Annotated in this window: 15 protein-coding genes; 10 read left to right on the top strand and 5 right to left on the bottom strand. The window is 48.7% G+C overall.

Annotation, left to right across the window (positions count from 1 at the left end):
• Positions 1–2: 2 nt before the first annotated feature.
• From OLMES_RS21850 to OLMES_RS21835, 4 genes are all read right to left on the bottom strand, one after another.
• Positions 3–764, bottom strand: coding sequence for a substrate-binding periplasmic protein (locus OLMES_RS21850; RefSeq protein ID WP_087463204.1), 762 nt, complete (start codon positions 762–764; stop codon positions 3–5).
• Positions 765–1133: 369 nt separating this feature from the next.
• Entirely contained in the window at positions 1134–2510 is a 1377-nt protein-coding gene (locus OLMES_RS21845; protein WP_087463203.1) for a DUF1329 domain-containing protein, read from the bottom strand.
• A gap of 72 nt (positions 2511–2582) precedes the next feature.
• Positions 2583–4307, bottom strand: coding sequence for a DUF1302 domain-containing protein (locus OLMES_RS21840; protein ID WP_087463202.1), 1725 nt, complete (start codon positions 4305–4307; stop codon positions 2583–2585).
• 110 nt (positions 4308–4417) lie between these two features.
• On the bottom strand, positions 4418–5476 hold the full coding sequence (locus OLMES_RS21835) for a fatty acid desaturase (protein WP_087463201.1): 1059 nt from the start codon (positions 5474–5476) through the stop codon (positions 4418–4420).
• 219 nt (positions 5477–5695) lie between these two features.
• Between OLMES_RS21835 and OLMES_RS21830 the strand changes: the two genes are divergently transcribed.
• The 7 genes from OLMES_RS21830 (at position 5696) to OLMES_RS21800 (ending at position 11932) form a co-directional block, all read left to right on the top strand.
• Positions 5696–6775 (top strand): AraC family transcriptional regulator, encoded by a 1080-nt coding sequence (locus tag OLMES_RS21830; protein ID WP_087463200.1) that lies wholly within the window; start codon positions 5696–5698, stop codon positions 6773–6775.
• Positions 6776–6942: 167 nt separating this feature from the next.
• Positions 6943–7698, top strand: coding sequence for a hypothetical protein (locus OLMES_RS21825; protein WP_087463199.1), 756 nt, complete (start codon positions 6943–6945; stop codon positions 7696–7698).
• A 389-nt stretch (positions 7699–8087) separates the two neighbouring features.
• Positions 8088–8741 carry an adenylate kinase gene (gene adk, locus OLMES_RS21820; protein WP_087463198.1) on the top strand — a complete coding sequence of 218 codons (654 nt, stop codon included), beginning with the start codon at positions 8088–8090 and terminating at the stop codon, positions 8739–8741.
• A gap of 165 nt (positions 8742–8906) precedes the next feature.
• Complete coding sequence (gene tsaB, locus OLMES_RS21815; protein ID WP_087463197.1) at positions 8907–9623, top strand: tRNA (adenosine(37)-N6)-threonylcarbamoyltransferase complex dimerization subunit type 1 TsaB; 717 nt, start codon at positions 8907–8909, stop codon at positions 9621–9623.
• Between the two features lie 22 nt (positions 9624–9645).
• Positions 9646–10464: an undecaprenyl-diphosphate phosphatase gene (locus OLMES_RS21810; RefSeq protein WP_087463196.1), complete on the top strand. Its 819-nt coding sequence runs from the start codon at positions 9646–9648 to the stop codon at positions 10462–10464.
• Positions 10465–10629: 165 nt separating this feature from the next.
• Complete coding sequence (locus OLMES_RS21805) at positions 10630–10971, top strand: hypothetical protein (protein WP_087463195.1); 342 nt, start codon at positions 10630–10632, stop codon at positions 10969–10971.
• Positions 10972–11077: 106 nt separating this feature from the next.
• A complete protein-coding gene (locus OLMES_RS21800; RefSeq protein ID WP_232465172.1) occupies positions 11078–11932 on the top strand; it encodes a class I SAM-dependent methyltransferase in 855 nt (284 codons plus the stop codon).
• 91 nt (positions 11933–12023) lie between these two features.
• On the opposite strand, the gene plsB is transcribed toward OLMES_RS21800, so the two are convergent.
• Positions 12024–14525 carry a glycerol-3-phosphate 1-O-acyltransferase PlsB gene (gene plsB / locus OLMES_RS21795; protein WP_087463194.1) on the bottom strand — a complete coding sequence of 834 codons (2502 nt, stop codon included), beginning with the start codon at positions 14523–14525 and terminating at the stop codon, positions 12024–12026.
• 321 nt (positions 14526–14846) lie between these two features.
• On the opposite strand from plsB, the gene OLMES_RS21790 reads away from it, so the two are divergent.
• Genes OLMES_RS21790 through OLMES_RS21780 form a run of 3 tightly spaced genes read left to right on the top strand, consistent with a single transcriptional unit; the run spans position 14847 to position 18572 of the window.
• A complete protein-coding gene (locus tag OLMES_RS21790; RefSeq protein WP_087463193.1) occupies positions 14847–15833 on the top strand; it encodes an ABC transporter ATP-binding protein in 987 nt (328 codons plus the stop codon).
• Complete coding sequence (locus tag OLMES_RS21785) at positions 15830–16564, top strand: ABC transporter permease (RefSeq protein WP_087463192.1); 735 nt, start codon at positions 15830–15832, stop codon at positions 16562–16564. The genes OLMES_RS21790 and OLMES_RS21785 overlap by 4 nt, the downstream gene beginning before the upstream one ends.
• A gap of 10 nt (positions 16565–16574) precedes the next feature.
• The gene (locus OLMES_RS21780; protein ID WP_232465171.1) at positions 16575–18572 is read left to right on the top strand and encodes a Gldg family protein; all 1998 of its coding nucleotides are present in this window, start codon (positions 16575–16577) and stop codon (positions 18570–18572) included.
• The last annotated feature ends 63 nt before the right edge of the window (positions 18573–18635 follow it).

Below are 18635 nucleotides of genomic sequence, written 5' to 3'. Positions count from 1 at the left end.
GGTTATTCGTTAGGCCGAGTTTGGTCAAGGGCTGAATGGAATGGCGATTTCGGGGTGTGATCCGAGATTCGCTTTTCCAGTTCTCCAGTGGCCAGCTGGCGTGTCAGTGCTTCTTCAACTTGCTCGACCAGTCCTTCATACTTCCGATTGATAAAGTGATATAGCGGCACGCGAATTATCGGCGTTGGATGCATCTTCATCACCGCAAACTCTGAATGATGTTCGACAAACCGGAAGGTCTCCCGCCGCAACGCAAGCGCTATATCAAGGCGGTGCTTGAGAACCATGCCAAACAGCAAGTCATAGCTTCTTACCGAGAGTGCTCCGATATTCTGGAGTAATCTTTCCGTTGTTTCATAGCCCAGCAAGTAGCCCACTTTTAATCCCTTCAGATCGTCAATGTGCTTGACTTCAGCAAGCCCGGGCATGGAAAAAGCCATCATATCGATGGACGTCACCGAAACGTTGATTTGGATCAGATTAAAAAAATGATCGCGAACGACTTCGGGGACCAATATCACACCATCCAGATCGCCCCGGTCTGCCTGAATCAATATACGCCGTGCGGGTGCACGAGACGTTTCCCACTGATAGCCGAATTGTTCGTAAACCTTGGCGACTTCTTCTGCATATTCTTCAGCAATGGCACTGGCATGATCGGGCAGGCCGATTTTGAGCACGACTGGTTGTGCTGCCGATACGGTTATGCAAAGCCCGCACAGTATACAAATCAGTACTGCATGGCCAAAAGCTAAGACCCTCATGATTTGAACTTCTCCTGCCCGCAAGACGAAAAGAGTTCTTCCTAGTTTGGTCGAGGCCTGCTTATCGTGCAACTTTTAGCCAATATGGAATTGATGGGCAAGAGATTTGAAATCTGGCTTGATCGGGATTGAAATGCGGTTTAAATCAGTAACCGATCAGGTTTGAGTGGTCTGGTTTTAGCGTAAAAAGACCGGATTAAGCTGTGGTCATGCAGTTTAATCCGGCGCGCCTAATGCTGTCAGGAGTATAGCGAGTGCTATAGTGAGTTACCTGGCGCCAGTATGCGGACCTGATCGCATCTGCCGGGGCTACCGGCAGATTTCAGGCCATGGGATAGCTTGTGCGGGAACGTGCTTCGGTTTGTCGGGCTATCGACGACCAGAGCGACGGATTGCAGCCGGCGTGAAGTCAACCATTTTGGCGACATGGCCGTATTGAGTGGGTGTGTCCTCTTCATTCTGCAAACCAATGACCAGATAGCGCTTGTTGGTTAAATCGTAATAACTTTCAGCGGCTTTCATCGGGACGTTGGCGTAGTAGACTTGCATGGCGTACGCTTCAGAAACTCGCCATAGTGCACCCCGTGTGTCGTAGTGATCCACGACCGAAATCTGCCAGCTGTCTTCATCCAGGAAAAAGGTTCGTTTGCCATAAATGTGGCGAGTACCATCTTTCAAAGTGGCTTCGACACGCCAGACCCGGTGCAGTTCGTAGCGAATAAGGTCCGGATTCATATGGCCTGGTTGAACTATTTCATCATATTTGACGTCCTCGGAAGCGAGTCGGTAATTATTGTAAGGAATATACATTTCCTGTTTGCCGATCAACTTCCAGTCGTAGCGATCCGGCGCACCGTTGTACATGTCAAAGTTGTCTGATGTGCGCAATCCATCCGATGATGTGCCCGGTCCATCATACGCGACTTGCGGTGCCCGTCTCACCCGGCGTTGTCCTGCGTTATAGATCCATGCTTTACGGGGTTCGCTGACTTGATTTATGGTGTCGTGAACCAGTAATACATTGCCTGTTAAACGAGCCGGGGCCGTGACGCTTTGTTTGAAAAAAACCAGCATATTCTGGCCGTCGTCGCCCATGCCCTCCATTTGTTCCGGGTACACAACTTCTTCGTTCATTTTGACTATGTGATAGTCACCGTTTCGCTGGGTAATGATTTGGACGATATCCCGTTTTGAGCTCATACCCCGGTAGCGGGCGATGTGATTCCAGATGACTTCCAGCCCGTTTTCTGGAATCGGGAAGGGTATGTAGCCTTGATAATTTGCTAAACCATTGCCATTGTCGACCAGTTCAGCATGAGTGGCGTTATAAAGCGCATTGTCATAGACCGACTGCGGCAAAGATGCACTTCGACGGGTCGGATAAATTTTCATGCGGTAGGTATTCGGGAAGTGCTCGAACATACCGATTTGGCCCGGGCTGAGCTTATCCCGGTACTGCTCCAGGTTTTGGGCAGTGATTTCAGCGACCGGTTGATCCGACGCATAAGGGTCGATCATGTGACTGCCGTTAATATAGCCAGAGGGGGCGGCGTTTAGCCCGCCAGTCCAGGCTGGAATACTCGCGTCTGAATTGCCGGATTTCTCGGCACCGATTGGGGTCAGAGTAGCGCCCAATTGTGCTGCTTGTTGTTCACTTACTGCTGCCAGCGTCGTTTGTGACAGGGCAAGCGCCATGAAACAGACTAAGCGAGTTGACTTGATCGGAAGTTTATTCAAAGGTTTCATTTTTTATTCTCTTGGCGTGTTTGCTGACTCAAGTTGTTAAGCTGTGGTTGATATTTAAGCCGTGGTTGATAGCTAGAAAGAAACACCGATATTGGCGGCAATAAAGTCGCGGTCTGAAATCGTATTGAAATCACCGCCAAAAAACTGGGTGTATGAAATGCCCGCCCGATAGGCTTCTTGATAGTCCCCGTTCAGGGCAAAACTGATTGCCTTGTTGCCTTCGTTGAAGGCTCCACCGGTTGGCGAAAAGCCTGAAACATCATGGGCCCAGGAAAGTTGCGGGGCGACATTGATACCTGCAATCAAATCGCGGTAGTCGAGCGTGGCTCGTAATCTGTAGCCCCATGAGTTTTCGCTGATGAAACCGTCATCACCGGGTGCACCCGGGCCATAATTTGTCGAGCGGCCGTAAGGGTGGTCATCAAGGTTGTCATGGATATGGGTGAATCCGATTTCACCGATGGTTACCAGTCGGTCGGCACCCAAAATCCTGTTGTAGGTTTTCAAGGTGCTGACCTGGGCCTGGGTAACATCAACCCGGTCGTATCCTTCGGTTCGAGCACCCAGCTGGATTCGTTGTGTAAATGTGTTGGGGTCCACCCGTCCCAGTGCGCCGAACAGTCCGCGGATAATTTCCGTAGCATTGATTTGTATCGGCATATCCATGCGATGGCTGATTTCGCCAAATACTGCATAGCCCCCCAGATTGGTATTGAAGCTGAGGCCAAAGAGTTTTATGTCTTCCGGAAACTCTGCAAAGTAACTGGGAGCACCGCCCAGGGTTGCAACTGAAAAAATAGGTAGCCGACTATGGTAGTTCACGTAGTACAGGCCAAATTCTGTGTCATTCAGTGCTTGTGCGTAGTAGCGCAATGCCACACCATATTGTCCGGAGTCTGAGGCTTCAACATCGCTCGATCGCGTTAGATGCCCGGTTGCGCTACCCGCCAGGATTTGATCCGGGAATGAGGTGCCAAGTGTTAGTGTTTGGCAGCCATCGGCAATCACATCGGAAGTCGCAAAGTAGGTTCCGCAGGGATCAAGTTGTGTTTTTTGCCATTCAAATTGATAGAAAGCCTCTAATGAGACAGCTTCGTTAATGCCTATATTGGTGTAGAGCATATTGACTGGAAGCAGCCCTTCCTTAATTTCTGCACCGGGTCTGCGAAAAGCTGAAACGTCAATGGGATTAACGATGTTAATGCCATTGCGGATGAAGGTACTTTCTCCCCAGCTGACAACCTGTCGGCCAAGACGAATATCCACCGGGTGATCGTCGATATAAAACGAGTTGTATAAAAAGCCATCAAGCACTTCGATGCCCGAAAATCGGGACAAGCGACTGAACCCGCGATCGTCGAGTCCAGTTCCACTTTGATATTGGTTCGGACCGTGGCCGTGTGCTCTGCTTTCGTCCGCAAGCTCAAAGTCATACCAGTATTTGAATCGGGTAAATAGACCAAAATTTTCATAGCTCAGTTCGAGCTCATGATTCCCCTTGATAATTTTCGAGAAGGTCTTGTCGTTTTCAAAGTTTAAATCACCGTCATCATTGGTACTGGACAGAGCCGAGCCATTGCTTTGGTTCCCTGATGATACATTTTCTCCGTCAATTTCAGCGACGCGCCAGCTTGCGCCGATGGATAGACTTGAACCAAAACTACCCTTCACCGGCCCGATATCAAAACCGACCGCCTGAGTGGTGAGGGGCGTTAGAGCAATTGAAGCCGGTATGACCAAGCTTAGGCTTCGTCGCGGAAACAGCCCGCGCGTTGAAAATTTGCGACTACTAAACATGTGTGACTCCAGTTTTTTTATTTTTCAATTACGTTGTTGCAGACAAGGCAAGACCGACCCGGTGTCCAGGGCCGCTCTTGAAGGTTCTTTCGAATATTATGTTTACGGTATCAGGCGGAAACTGCCGGGCTGAGTCGCGATGGTGTTTCTGGCTGGAAACGATTGTTGCGTCTGAAGGTGCCGAAATCATTAAATCGGACCCCATGTTCCCGCATGACCTTATGGGCGGCGGGAGCCGTTAGTTGACGAATATAGAACGTTTCACCAACTACAAAATGGTGGATACCGTGGGTGCTGCCGAAATTGAAGCAGAACAATTGCATCGGCCAGAAAAGAGGCGAGTTCAGTACCTGAGTTTGTTCAATCACGGAATTGACATTGCCGTAGTAGTGCATATTCGAGCTGATAAAATTCAGGCAAAAGGATCGCAAATAGAACGGTGCTATAAGTGTAACGATGAGAAAACTAACGCCTGACATGATGTTCAACGTCGATTCTGACCAGACAACGGTTGCACCCAGGGCAGGAAGCAGGAAATTAACGGCATGAAAAAGCAAAAAGCCGTACCAAAGTATTCCGGTGGCAATTGCCAATGGGAAATTTTTAAGAAACAGTCCCTTCAATGCATGGGCTTTTCGTTCTGGAGGAAAAGTGAACAGAATTCTGAACAAGTTGCCCACCAGCGTATCGCTCATAATCCAGAATCTTAACACGCCATAAGGATGGCCGTTGCCGATACCCCGTTCTTCGAGGTCTTGTTCTGTGCCGGAGGTTTTATGATGCAGGAAATGAAGTTGTCGGCGAACCCAGGGGTTTATGGTTCCGGGTCTGAATACCCAGACCCCTAACATCATCAGGTTGTGAATGGCTTTGTTTTTCTTGAAGTACATCCAATGAATAAGGTCGTGTTCCAGTTCATGTAGCAGGGATGTAAACATCGCCACCAGTGGAATGCAGATCCAGGCAGGGATCAGGCTTTGCCAATAGGCCCAGCCCGATACCAGTACGCCAGATATGGCAAACAGAAAGATGCTCATGCCACATAAGTCATTGTTAGCAAGCAAGGGATGATCCTTACGGATTTGTTCACCCCGGTCTTTGATGGTGCTGCGTATCAGCGCCTCTCGTTCAGTCATGGAAAGTGTTAGAGGGTCAGTTGCTTTTTCCATTGTATTGTTTACCTCTCGCTTATCTTCGATAGTCCGGCCATTTCAGATATTTAAAAAGAAGCGGGTTTTCCGGGCTATTGAGTAGCCACAAATTGGCCACAAAACCTATACTTTATGACCTGAAGACGCGTTTGTGTGTGCTATCGCTTGCCTACCGGGGACGGTATAGTAGTTATCTGAAGTAAGAGGCAGCAATTAAATGAAGGTGTATCCCGGATTATGACAACATTTGAAGACCAGGCGATTTTTCCTTCGGCTGAATTGTTTTTGATTCGTCGTTTTATGAAAAGTGAAGGCATAAAAACAAAGCAATGGCTTTTGGGAACCGGGCTGCAAGAGGGTGACTTGCTTCAGGTGGATACGCTGGTGTCATTGCATCAATTCGACATGATATACCGGAATCTGTATCGCCTGGCCCAAAGACCTGACTTGGGCTTGGCACTGGGAAAGGCATTGAATTTATCCCGTTGGGGGGTACTTGCCGGGGCTTTGATCAGTAGTAAAACCCTCGGTGATGCGTTGGAGACAGCTAACCGTTACCGTACATTGTTACGCAGTCGGTTTGTATTGAATCCCGTCATGATCAATGGGCGCTGTGAAATCCAGATTACCAAGCGTCAGGAAATGGAATATCCACTTAACTCCAGATTTGCCCATGAGGTTTTGTTGGGGACACTGACCAGCCAGGTTCAGGATATCATTGCTCAGCCGTTCCACTTTGATGAGATTCGGCTTGCTTATCCTGCGCCTAAACACGCTCGCCAATATCAGCAGCATTTGGGCTGTGCGGTTCAATTCGACTGCGATCAAACCATGCTGGCCATTCGTCTGGAAACCATGACTCGGCCCCTGCCAATGGGGAACCTGGTGGCAAAGCAACAAGCACTGAAGTTGTGTGAACAAGAGGTGGCACGGGTAGGGCAGGTACAGAAAGGCGATATGTGCTGGCAAGTTCGGGCAGCGCTCGCTGTACATCGAGATGGTCTGCCAAAATTGGATGATGTGGCAGTTCAACTCAAGGTGACACCCCGAACCTTACGCAGAAAGCTTCAGGTGGCGGGTACCAGTTTTCGGCAGATCAGTCAGGAGCATCAGCTGCAACAGGCGTTGGATCAGTTGGCGATACCAAGTATGAAAGTCAGTTCGGTTGCAGCATCGTGTGGCTTCTCAGATCTGGCCAGCTTCCGGGAGTCATTCAAGCGGCAAACCGGTTTTACGCCACAGGCTTATCGTAAGACGCTTTTTAAAATGGTCGACATCCCTGTCGGTAATCTCACAAGCACGGTCAATATTAAATGATAATGATTATTATTTAAAGTGAAAATGTTAAATTCCTGCAAAAAGTTCCATCTGATTATTTAATTTCGAGATGTTTATGAAAATATGTGAGGGTTTTTTAAATTTGAAGACGCTTTTAGAAACATGACTGATTTTAAAAGATAAGCCAAACCGTGAGGAGGTAGTCCATGGGACTGGGTGACAAGTTGTATAGTGCATTTAATCATGTGGATCGTCATTGGTGTGATCGCTCAGAAGTGGATATGCACAACTGGGGGCACGTCAAAAGCGTGCATCGTTGTGATCGAACCCATAGTGACTGGGGGATGGTTAAAACCGTCGGCAAGGGCGTAGTAAACGTAGGCTCGTCCGCATTTTCTACGGCAACCAATACCGGTATGTCGACCCTTGCCTATACCGCTATTACAGGGGGAACAGTAGCCCTTTCAGCAACGGGTATTGGAGCAGTTGCTACGGCAGGTGCAGTTGCACTGGGCAGTTCAATTACGGCTGGTATCTCGCTGCATAAAACATTGCAACATATTAAAAATCTGGAAGAAATTCAGAAACAGCAGGGTGTTCGGTTCTGTGAAGGGGATTCTCACCAACATAACTATATTCTCAACACCGTCTTACCGTACATCATCGCCCAGAAGAAACGTAAAATGCGCCGTAAGGGCGAAGAGACGGTCCCGATTTTGGGCGGCATGTGTACCACCTTGGAAGAAGGTGCGCGCAGCATATTTAAACGGGTATCAGGCTCGCGAGGCAAACAGCGCCACCACATGGCCCAGGCATTGACGGTACATTTGGTTTCTTGTGAATGTAACCTTGCCCAGGATATTGTTGCTGAATTGTGGAGCAACGAAGAAATGATGGCAATTCGATCCATGGACAGTGATGAAGCCGGTTACTGGATATTCTCGAAAATGGCATCTGCTTGACGGTATTCTGTAACAGCCTGTCAGTTCACCTTCTTCAAGCGTGCAATCGTTCCAGAAATTCTCTTATTCATCCAGTCTGCCCAGATGAGAATCAAGCTTAATTGATTCTCATCATCTTCTTGTCGTGCGGAAGCACTTCCTCTCGAGCATGAGACTCCGTATAATGCGGAACCCTGTCTGCAAATTTAGCGTATTCTCATGGAATAGGAGAGTATGAAGAAACGGGTTCGTCAATATTTTCAGAGGCATTCAAACGCTCTGGTTGGAGTGAGTTCAGCAGCGTAGTGTGCACTGGGTGAGCGATTAAATTCTTTTTTATCCCCGGTGTGTATTTTACGGACCCGTACTACAGTAGTTTAAATTCATAAGAAATGGGAGCTATCCAGAAAATGAGAGCAATCCTTTTAGGTGCCCCTGGTGCGGGTAAAGGCACACAGGCTCAATTCATTACACAAAAGTATGAGATTCCGCAAATCTCCACGGGAGACATGCTGAGAGCCGCGGTTAAAGCCGGCACACCTCTGGGTCTAAAAGTCAAAGAAGTTATGGCATCAGGTGGATTGGTGTCTGACGAGACAATCATTGAATTGATTGAAGAGCGCATTACACAAGCAGACTGCGCTAACGGGTTCTTGCTGGATGGTTTTCCTCGTACAATTCCTCAAGCTGAAGCCTTGAAAGAGAAAGGTATCAAGATCGATCATGTGATCGAAATTGCAGTGGATGATGAAGAAATTGTGAAGCGTTTGAGCGGTCGTCGTGTCCACGAAGCCAGTGGCCGGGTTTATCACACAATCTACAATCCGCCGAAGGTGGAAGGAATGGATGATGAGACGGGCGAAGCGTTGATTCAGCGTGAGGATGATCAGGAAAGTACAGTCCGCAAGCGTTTGGATATTTATCATTCCCAGACTGCACCGCTAGTGGACTATTATAAGAACTGGGCTGCTGAAGATGCGGCTGCGGCGCCGGGCTATGTTCACGTACCCGGTGTTGGAACCGTTGAGGAAATCCGGGATAAAATTTTCGAGCAAATGGCCTGAAACCCGTGAAAGGCCTGGCCATAGTTTCGAATCCCTGTTCCTGGCTGTTGCGTTAGGACAGAAGAAGGGCTGATATTAATCAGCCCTTTTTTGTTATTTCAACAGACCCCAGTTTTAACCGAGCGTAACTGTTCAAGAAAGCTTAAACTTATTCAGGAAATTGGTATGCCTACCATTTTGGCCCTAGAAACGTCGGCTGAAGCCTGCTCAGTCGCATTGCTGCATGATGATCATTGTTTTGCCCGTGTTGAAGATAAGCCCCGGCAACACGCGCAACTTGCGCTACCCATGGTTGAGGCGGTTCTGGCAGAAGCAGGTATCGAAAAATCAGCCCTTGATGCAATCGCGTTTGGTCGGGGGCCTGGCTCTTTTACGGGGTTGAGAATAGCCGCGGGTATTACTCAAGGCCTTGCTTTCGGGCTTGATATTCCGGTTATACCGGTGTCCACGCTGGAAGCAATCGCGTTTGCGAGTAAGCACCATGTCCGGTTGTCTGATAAAGGTGGTTATGTTGCCTGTGCGCTGGATGCCAGGATGAACGAAATCTACTGGGGTATATTTCGTGTGAGTGGCAATTTCCTTGCCCCGGAGCGAGTTGGAGCGGAGTTGGTGGTCGCCCCGGAGCAACTGAAAATACCGGATTTGGATGAGACGTTGCCGATAGTTGGCGTGGGATCCGGATGGTGCTATGAAGATAGGTTGCGCCCGTTGCTCGGTTCGGCGCTCTCTGAAGTTGACGGCACGGTAATTCCCTTGGCGGAACACGTTGCCCTGTTAGGGCAGCATTACTGGCAACAAAAACAGGTTATTTCGGCGCTGGATGTTCAGCCAGTGTATTTACGCAATGAAATAACATGGAAAAAACTACCCGGTCGAGCGTAAGTCTGTTTAAGGAGCAAGTCCATTGGATTGGATTCAAACTGTTGTACTCGCCCTGATTCAAGGGCTTTCCGAATTTTTGCCGATTTCCAGTTCCGCCCATCTTATTCTGCCCTCTCAAATTCTGGGTTGGCAGGATCAGGGATTAGCGTTCGATGTTGCCGTGCATGTCGGGTCGTTATTGGCAGTGGTATTGTATTTTCGTCAGGATGTGTCTCAGCTCTTTTTCGCCTGGTTGAAAAGCTGTCCACAGTTGGTTACCAGACCAGCAGCCATTGCTCCGGATGGTAAATTAGCGTGGATGATCATTCTGGCTACAATTCCAGCGGGGCTGGCGGGGTTGGTATTCAAGGATTTTATTGAAGCGGAGTTAAGATCCACAATGGTGATTGCCGTGACTACGATCGGCTTTGGTTTATTATTGGGATTCTCTGACCGTTTTGCCCGATCTGATCAGGGGATGACCAGCCTTACTTGGAGAGCGGCTTTAATTATTGGTCTGTCTCAAGCGCTGGCCCTGATACCGGGAACCTCCCGTTCCGGAATTACCATGACTGCAGCGCTTTTTTTGGGGCTGAGCCGTGATACTGCAGCCAGATTTTCCTTTTTGTTGTCGATACCTCTGATTAGTGCCGCCGGTTTACTGCTGGGTAAAGAGCTCTATGAAACTGGAACACCGGCCGAATGGGATACCATAATTCTGGGAACTGTACTATCGTTCATAAGTGCGTATTGCTGTATCCACCTGTTTCTGAAAGTGTTGGACAAGATGGGTTTCGCACCGTTTGTAATCTATCGGTTGGCTCTGGGAGTGATTTTGCTGGCACTTCATTTTACTGCTTGAAGTCAGGCGGATGTAAATCATCGTGAATTTTAAAATCAGCTTTTGAACCTTGGAAAATTGAGCGTTATACTGATTAATATGTGATCAATCCCGGTGCCCATTGTCATATGGAAAATGACTGGGCCATTTATAAATCTTTGCAACATGAATCAGTCTTATTAAAACATGCCGATTGATATTGGGTATTCAAATACAATTTCTTTGATTCAGCGTCCGGAGCTCAATACACGAGATGGCCGCGAGCTGACGACTGAGAAACGTCCAATTAATGATCGCGATGAAAATCGTCGGCAAGGCGAGCGTGTCATTATTGATCAAGAGGCAATTGACAAGAAAGTCGAAGCCCGATCAGAAGCCCAATCCATCACATTACAGCGTTTTCGAGATCCGGAGGAATTACCTAGGCGGACTCAGGATGCGCTTAATCAGTATCAAAGCACATTGCAAGCGTCTTCCGAGTTCGATGAGAACGGTGGTGAACTAGTGGGTGTCGATATTTTTGTTTGACCCTTACCCTGATGTGCCTCTCATTTTCATATCACGACCGCGGTGATGATTTGCGGTGTATTGCCGTCCCGCGTTGTAAGGTTTGAATCGTTATTAGAAAAAATAAATGAAAAATAGAAAAAATCGAACGGATGCCGTTCAGTCTGGAACTCAGTTACAGGTGGTTTGCACGACAACTGCATGGGAAGAGCGTGCCCAAGCCTTTGCCGAGGCAATGCAGGTGAGTTATTTGTCTTTGTTTTCCGAGCAGGATATTACAGATAAAACCAATGCGGATTACGTATTTTGCTACAGCGCTGATAATGCTCGCCTCTATACTCGGGATAAAACCCTGGGTAATCCAATAGAGGCAAACTTTGTGACAGGTAAAAGCGCGCATCGGCGGCAGTTTGGTGGCGGCGCCGGACAAATGATTGCCAAAGCGGTCGGGGTGAAACCCGGAATTCGTCCGGACATTCTCGATGCCACTGCGGGGTTGGGTCGAGATGCGTTCGTTTTGGCCTGTCTCGGGTGTCGAGTACGCATGATCGAGCGATCACCGGTCGTGTCTGAGTTGCTTGCGGTCGGCCTGGCACAAGCGAATCAAAGTGAGGATCCTGAGCTTTTGGCGATTATGGCCAGAATGTCACTCGAACACATCGATGCCGCGCACTGGCTTGGTCGAGGTGTGGACCAGGTACCGGTAGTCTATCTGGACCCGATGTTTCCTCACCGGGATAAATCGGCACTGGTTAAAAAGGAAATGAGAGCATTTCGCGATCTCGTGGGAGAGGACCCTGATGCGGAGACGCTCCTGGAGCCTGCACTCTCCTGTGCGGAGTATCGCGTTGTCGTGAAACGGCCGAGGAAGGCACCAACATTGTCGGCACGAAAGCCGACGGTGGTGATGTCGGGTAAAAGCAGCCGCTATGATATCTACACCAAAAAGTCGCTGGACTACCTGAAAACAGAAGAGGTCTGAACATAAGCATGCCAGTAACACATCCTTGTGTTACCGGTTTGGGGGGTACAGATAAAAAGCTGTGCAGATAAACACCTGTTCAGATAAACACCTATGCAGTGGCAAGTTTTTGGAGTGCTTCTGTTGGGCGCTCACAGCCATTGGTGACTTGAAGAATCCCCTGGCGTAATTCCGCGTCGAGTACAAGCCGCGCTTCCTCGGCAACGTCATCGATTCGTTTGTCGAAAAGGATTCGTTTGTCGTCGTCCAGTGTCAGAATCTGATTATTCATGAGCACTGCGATAAAATTGCGGAACATGGTTTTATCAAAAAACTCCGGCGCATTGAGACCATAAAGGATAGACATGCGTTGTGCCATCAATGTACTTTGTTTTTCCAGTTCGTCTGCGGTCACATTTCCGCTGCCATAATCTCGCAGCAGGGCGATCACAATAAAGTAGCGCTCCAGGGTTTGCATCACGATGCGTGCCAGTACACTGAGCATGATGAATTTGGGCGCAGTAATTGCCGGGCGTCGTAGTTTCCCGTTTTCACGATACAGAAATTCATTCTTGACCATGATGTCCAGCCATTCCTGTAAACGTGCTTCCAGAACCTCTTTAGTCCATCGAATGTGCAACTCTGAGCGGATATAGGGATAGATTCGCCGGATCAGGGAAATCAAGTGGTCTTGTTCCATTGTTTCATTGTTCTGGAAAAAGCTCGCAATCAGAGCCGGCAAGGCAAACAGGTGCATGATGTTGTTACGGTAGTAAGTAAGCAATACGGCATTGTTGCCTTCTGCAAAAACAATATCACCCAGTTCCTGTTTGTGCCGCCCGATGAGCCCCATTTCTTCCACGTATTCGATCCATTCATGACCCGAGCCAGAGGGGAATTGAGTGCGCGGACTATATGGGTTTTCATGGAGTAGTGCGCAAAAGGCATCCAAATGCTCTGCCAGGGCTTTCTCATCCATGGATTGTTTGGATGTTGAGAGCAGCACAGTCGCAATGATATTTACAGGGTTAATCGTTGCGGCATCATTTATATGAGTTGTAATTTTTTCAGACAAGTGTGTGACCGCATCGGGCAACCATGAAGGCTTATACTCATTGGTGTAGGCCTGATGTCGCCACTGTGGCTGGATGTGTTCCAGCTCTTGTGCAAGGTATATCGGGCTGCCAAAGTTGACGCTGACCTTACCGAAAGACTTACGTAGATTGCGCAGTGAACGGAACAGTCCAAAAATGGATTCCTTCTGTTTCTTCTGGCCACGGAGTTCGCCGAGATAGGAACGGCTTTCCAGAATTTTTTCGTAGCCTACGTAAACGGGCACAAACGCGATCGGCTTCCTGTTATCCCGCAGAAAGCTGCGGATCGTCATGGACACCATTCCTGCTTTTGCTTGCAAGGTGCGCCCCGTGCGGCTGCGCCCACCTTCAACAAAGTATTCGACAGAGTAACCCTTGGTTAGCATGCTGTGCATGTACTCATTGAATACTGCGGCATACAGAGGGTTGTCGCGAAAGCTGCGGCGCATGAAAAAGGCGCCGCCCCGGCGTAAAATAGCGCCCACTACAGGCATGTTCAGATTTATCCCGGCGGCAATATGAGGAACCATTACGCCGTTGTTGTAGAGAACGTAGGATAACAGCAAATAATCGATATGACTGCGATGGCAGGGCACGTAGATGACTTCATTATCTTTAGCGACGTCCTGTACGGTTTCAATGTTGTAAACATTGACTCCATTATAGATTTTGTTCCAGACCCAAGAGAGTAAAACATCCAGAAACCGGATGGTTGCCATCGAAAGGTTCGATGTCATTTCATCTGCGTATTTGTAGGCTCTTGCTCTTATTTTTTCCGGTGCGACATCTTCTTTTTTAGCCGTTTCACGTATCACGTCCTTGACTGCGGGAGTTGCAATCAAGCGACTGACCAGGGTTCGCCTGTGAGACAGATCAGGCCCGATTACAGCCTGGCGTACCCGGCGGAAATGGACCCTGAGAATACGGGCTGCTTTCCGGGTTGCGATTTCCTCAGTAACCGCTTCATTCTCCAGAATCTGACGTAATGAAAAAGGCTTGCTGAATTGCACGAAAGTATCGCGACCATGGAGCATAATGGTTAATAGCTTTCGGAATCGCCCAGTGTTGGACCAGGTGTCCGAGAAAATCAGTTTGAAAAGTGACTTCTCTTTCTCTGGTGCCCGGCCCCAATACAGAGAAACAGGAACGATTTGCACATCCAAATCGTCGTTCCTGAGCGTCCCACCCACGAGCTGCTTCAAGCGATCGGTCATGACCGGACTTTGTCTTCTCCTGAAAAGTTGGCCCTGGCGTCGGTAGAGGAAAAAAAACGAACGACGTAAATGGAAATCACCATAATCGAATGGTGCCTGGGAGAGTGGCAGGCCGACTTTTCGGCATTCCTGCTCCAGAACCAGGCGGCTGGACAACGAGCTGTATTGCAGTACGTAGCAAACGGGTTTGCTCGGGTCTAGATTCAAATCTTCGGGTTTGTTGCCCATCACGCTGGTGCGCACCCATAAAAACAGGATGCGTCTCAGGAGATCAAAAAACAGGGAGCTCAAAGCAAGTAATCTCATAAGGACTCTTATTTATGCTGTGATACAGAAGGGGGCTAGTGTAGCCAGATTTGGTTGATCGAGCAAAGTCATTCCGGACAACAGTGATGGAGATTAAAAAAAATTCATCAATCTGTCTTTTCCCTTGGTGCGATGGCCGTTGAAAAATAGCCGGGGCGTCCATATAGTTAGGGCTTTGTGAGTTCTGCTCAATTTCAGTGACTTATAAATTAAGAATAAATCGGTCGTTGAGTTGGTCGTCTTTTCCCATAGGCCTTCAAGCGACATGGATGATCCGTTCACGATAGTGATATTGATTGAAAGTGGAGGTTTTTGGTCGACATGATCAAAATAGAAAACCTGAAGAAAAGTTTCGGCGGTTTGCAAGCCGTTAACGGGCTGTCATTTGAAGTCAAGCCCGGTGAAGTGCTTGGCTTTCTTGGACCAAATGGGGCCGGCAAGTCTACAACCATGAAAATGTTGACGGGCTTTCTGGCTCCGACATCCGGTCAGATCAGTGTCGATGGTATCGATGTGGTCAGTACACCAAAAGCGGCTCAACAACGAATTGGCTACTTACCGGAAGGTGCCCCTGCGTATGGGGATATGACAGTGAGTGGATTCTTGCGTTTTATCGCGCAGATTCGTGGTTTCAAGGGCGCTACACTGGATGCCAAAGTTGCGGAAGTAGTCGAAAAAGTGCAATTGAAATCAGTGATGGGACAACGAATTGAAACGCTGTCAAAAGGCTTCAAGCGACGGGTGGGCATTGCTCAGGCAATTATCCATGACCCCAAAGTCCTGATTCTGGATGAACCTACAGATGGTCTCGACCCGAATCAGAAACACCAGGTCCGGCAGTTGATCAAAAATCTCTCCCGAGACAAGATTGTTATCGTCTCGACCCACATTCTGGAAGAGGTTCATGCCGTCTGTACCCGTGCGATGATCATCGCTCAAGGTCAAGTACTTGTGGACGGTACACCGGATGAGCTTGCCGCGATGTCCCGTTATCACCAAGCCATCACACTGCGCTTCGCTCAACCCAAGGATGTAATGCAGATATTTACATCTCTACCCGGGGTTGCTTCCGTCGAATGTGATAGTGAACAGCGCAGTTACACTCTTTTTCCGGTCAGCGGTCAGCCTATCCTGAGTGAAGTTAACAGTGTCTTGCATGAACAAAACTGGGACATTGAAGAGTTGCACGTGGAAAAAGGCCGTCTTGAGGATGTGTTTCGTCAAGTCACCCTTAAATCCGAAGCGCCCGATTCCTCCGTTCAGCGAACTGGAAGCGCTAAGCTTGCGACGCAGGAGGCACTGGTATGAATATGACTGGAATAATATTCAAACGTGAATTTCAGGGGTATTTTGCAACCCCGTTGGCCTATATATTTATTGTTATTTTTTTGGTCTTGAGTGGCATATTTACGTTCTACATCGGACGATTCTACGATCGAGGTCAGGCAGATCTCGCTGCATTTTTCAACTATCTGCCCTGGTTGTATCTCATATTGGCTCCAGCCGTTGCAATGAGATTGTGGTCCGAAGAGCGAAACAGCGGTACTATCGAGCTGCTCATGACACTGCCGGTTTCGACATCTCAGGCTGTGATCGGCAAGTTTCTAGCGGCGTGGGGCATTATGGGCATTGCCCTTGGTTTAACCTTTCCACTGTGGATAACGGTCAATTATCTGGGGGAGCCCGATAATGGCGTGATTTTCGCGACCTATCTAGGCAGCTGGCTGATGGCGGGCGGTTTTCTGGCCATAGGCTCCTGCCTTTCTGCGGCAACCAAGAGTCAGGTCATTGCCTTTGTTCTCACGTTGGTACTGTGCTTTGTATTTGTCGTAAGCGGATTCCCGATGGTTCAGGATTTCTTCAGTGAATGGGCGCCGCTGTGGTTGCTCGATGGCCTTTCTACATTGAGTATCTTGTCGCACTTTGATGCAATTTCCCGTGGTGTGATTGACCTGCGTGATCTGGTGTATTTTGCCGCAATGATCGGTTGTTGGCTGATTGCGACGGTGATTGTTATCAATATGAAAAAGGCGGATTAAGGAGCAACATATGAAAGCAATGATGCAATCCAAAGTCGGCCTGATGTTTGTTTTGGTCGCATTCCTCGTCATCGTGGTCGTGTCCTCTGTGAGTTTGAAAGGTGGGCGCATTGATCTCACGGAGAATAATCTCTATACACTTTCCGATGGCTCTAAAAATATTGTGCAGAACCTGGAACAGTCCGTAAAACTGACGTTGTATTTTTCGGATAAAGCCACCAAAGAGCTACCCGCGGTTCGTACCTACGCGCAGCGAGTAAAGGAGTTACTTCAGGAATATCAAAGTCTTTCCCGTGGCAAAATTGAATTCCAAGTGGTAGATCCAGCGCCCTTTTCTGAAGAAGAAGATGCAGCTTCCGCTGCTGGACTGCAGGGCGTTCCCGCAGGATTGAGAGGCGATGAGATTTATTTTGGCCTGGTTGGTGAGTCAGTTGCAGGTGGTGAGTCTTCCGAAGCCGCAGCCGCAAGTGGCGACCCTTTGAATCTGGCAAAAAATGAGGAAGTCATTCCGTTCTTTCAACTCGATAAAGAGAAGTTTCTGGAATACGATCTGACCAAGTTAATATTCAATTTAAGTCAAACTGAGCCCCCGACTCTGGGTATTATTTCCGGCATCCCGATTAATGGCGGCTTTGATTATGCAACGCGTCAAAATCAACCCGCTTGGGTCGTGGTGCAACAAATGGAAGACTTATTTCAGCTGGAGTGGCTGAGCGAAGATGTTACTGCGATTGACGATAATATTGATATCTTGATGCTGGTGCACCCCAATGGCTTGTCCGATGAAACATTACTGGCAATAGATCAGTTTGTCCTGAAAGGTGGGCGAACGCTGGTATTTATGGATGGGCTTGCTGAAACCGCCCAGGCCGGAGCACCCATGATGCCTGCGGAAGCGAGTGCATCGGATTTGGGGCCGCTATTGCAAAACTGGGGGCTCGAATTGGTAGAAGGCAAAGTGTTGGGCGATTACGCGAACTCGCTTGTGGTGAGTATGCGGGGTAACCGGTCACCGGTTCGTCATATAGGATTAGTAAGTCTGACGCCGGATAGTTTTGCGAGTGAAGATGTTCTCCTGGCAGGGCTGGAAAGTATTAATATGTCATCAGTGGGCATACTCCAGCCTGTTGAAAGTGCCACAACGACGGTGACACCGCTGATTCGAAGCAGTGATGAGTCGAACCTGCTGGATGCTTCACTGTTCGCAACGCTCACCTCTCCAGAAACGCTGTTGAATGATTTTTCACCCAGTGGAGAGCGCTATATCCTGGCAGCCCGGGTAAGTGGGAAAGCTACCACGGCCTTCCCGGACGGGATCAAGGTGGAGGACGATGCGCCCGACAGCGAAAATGCCGACGCCCCCGTGTCTGACGACGTATCTGAGACGGAATCTTCAGACGAAAAACCTAAAATTACCCGTACTGTCTCTCCGGATGTAACCTCGGCAGATAACATAAATCTTATCGTGATCGCAGATACAGACATCTTGACTGACCGGTTATGGGTTCAGGTTCAGGAGTTTTTTGGTCAGCGAATCGCATCGCCCTGGGCCGATAACGCGGCATTACTGGTTAATTCACTGGATAATTTATCGGGTAATGCGGACTTGATCAGTGTGCGGAGTCGAGGGCGCTTCTCCAGACCGTTTGACCGGGTCGACGAGTTGCGACGTCAGGCCGAAGAAAAACTGTTAGAGCAACAAAAAGCTCTGCAGGAACAACTGGCCGAGACGGATAGTCGTTTAGCTGAACTGGAGCAGGTTCGGGGTGAGGATGACAAGGCGATACTTTCTGAAGAGCAGGAACAAACGGTTCTGAAATTCCAGGAAGAACGTCTGAAAATTCGCAAACAACTTCGGGATGTTCAGCATCAGCTTGATCAGGATATCGAGACATTAGGTCGTAACCTGAAACTCGTCAATATTTTCCTTGTCCCATTGTTGCTGACCGTTCTGGCACTTTTCGCCCGGGTATGGATGCGAAATCGGCGTTTGAGTGTTCAACACTAACACGCTGTAATTCTTGTCAGGTTGGGGGGCCGCCCTTGCCTGACAAGTTCATTTATCGAACAC

The organism is Oleiphilus messinensis, from assembly GCF_002162375.1.
Classification (GTDB): domain Bacteria; phylum Pseudomonadota; class Gammaproteobacteria; order Pseudomonadales; family Oleiphilaceae; genus Oleiphilus; species Oleiphilus messinensis.
The sequence above is the reverse complement of the archived record's forward strand: the minus strand, read 5'-3'. Positions and strand labels throughout refer to the sequence as shown.

Bases quoted from the DNA above. Each gene is read 5' to 3' on its own strand.
- OLMES_RS21830 (WP_087463200.1), top strand. From the start codon at position 5,696: ATGACAACATTTGAAGACCAGGCGATTTTTCCTTCGGCTGAATTGTTT.
- OLMES_RS21840 (WP_087463202.1), bottom strand. From the start codon at position 4,307: ATGTTTAGTAGTCGCAAATTTTCAACGCGCGGGCTGTTTCCGCGACGA.
- OLMES_RS21845 (WP_087463203.1), bottom strand. From the start codon at position 2,510: ATGAAACCTTTGAATAAACTTCCGATCAAGTCAACTCGCTTAGTCTGT.
- adk (WP_087463198.1), top strand. From the start codon at position 8,088: ATGAGAGCAATCCTTTTAGGTGCCCCTGGTGCGGGTAAAGGCACACAG.
- OLMES_RS21780 (WP_232465171.1), top strand. From the start codon at position 16,575: ATGAAAGCAATGATGCAATCCAAAGTCGGCCTGATGTTTGTTTTGGTC.
- OLMES_RS21850 (WP_087463204.1), bottom strand. From the start codon at position 764: ATGAGGGTCTTAGCTTTTGGCCATGCAGTACTGATTTGTATACTGTGC.
- OLMES_RS21785 (WP_087463192.1), top strand. From the start codon at position 15,830: ATGAATATGACTGGAATAATATTCAAACGTGAATTTCAGGGGTATTTT.
- OLMES_RS21805 (WP_087463195.1), top strand. From the start codon at position 10,630: ATGCCGATTGATATTGGGTATTCAAATACAATTTCTTTGATTCAGCGT.
- tsaB (WP_087463197.1), top strand. From the start codon at position 8,907: ATGCCTACCATTTTGGCCCTAGAAACGTCGGCTGAAGCCTGCTCAGTC.
- OLMES_RS21790 (WP_087463193.1), top strand. From the start codon at position 14,847: ATGATCAAAATAGAAAACCTGAAGAAAAGTTTCGGCGGTTTGCAAGCC.
- OLMES_RS21800 (WP_232465172.1), top strand. From the start codon at position 11,078: ATGAAAAATAGAAAAAATCGAACGGATGCCGTTCAGTCTGGAACTCAG.
- plsB (WP_087463194.1), bottom strand. From the start codon at position 14,525: ATGAGATTACTTGCTTTGAGCTCCCTGTTTTTTGATCTCCTGAGACGC.
- OLMES_RS21835 (WP_087463201.1), bottom strand. From the start codon at position 5,476: ATGGAAAAAGCAACTGACCCTCTAACACTTTCCATGACTGAACGAGAG.
- OLMES_RS21825 (WP_087463199.1), top strand. From the start codon at position 6,943: ATGGGACTGGGTGACAAGTTGTATAGTGCATTTAATCATGTGGATCGT.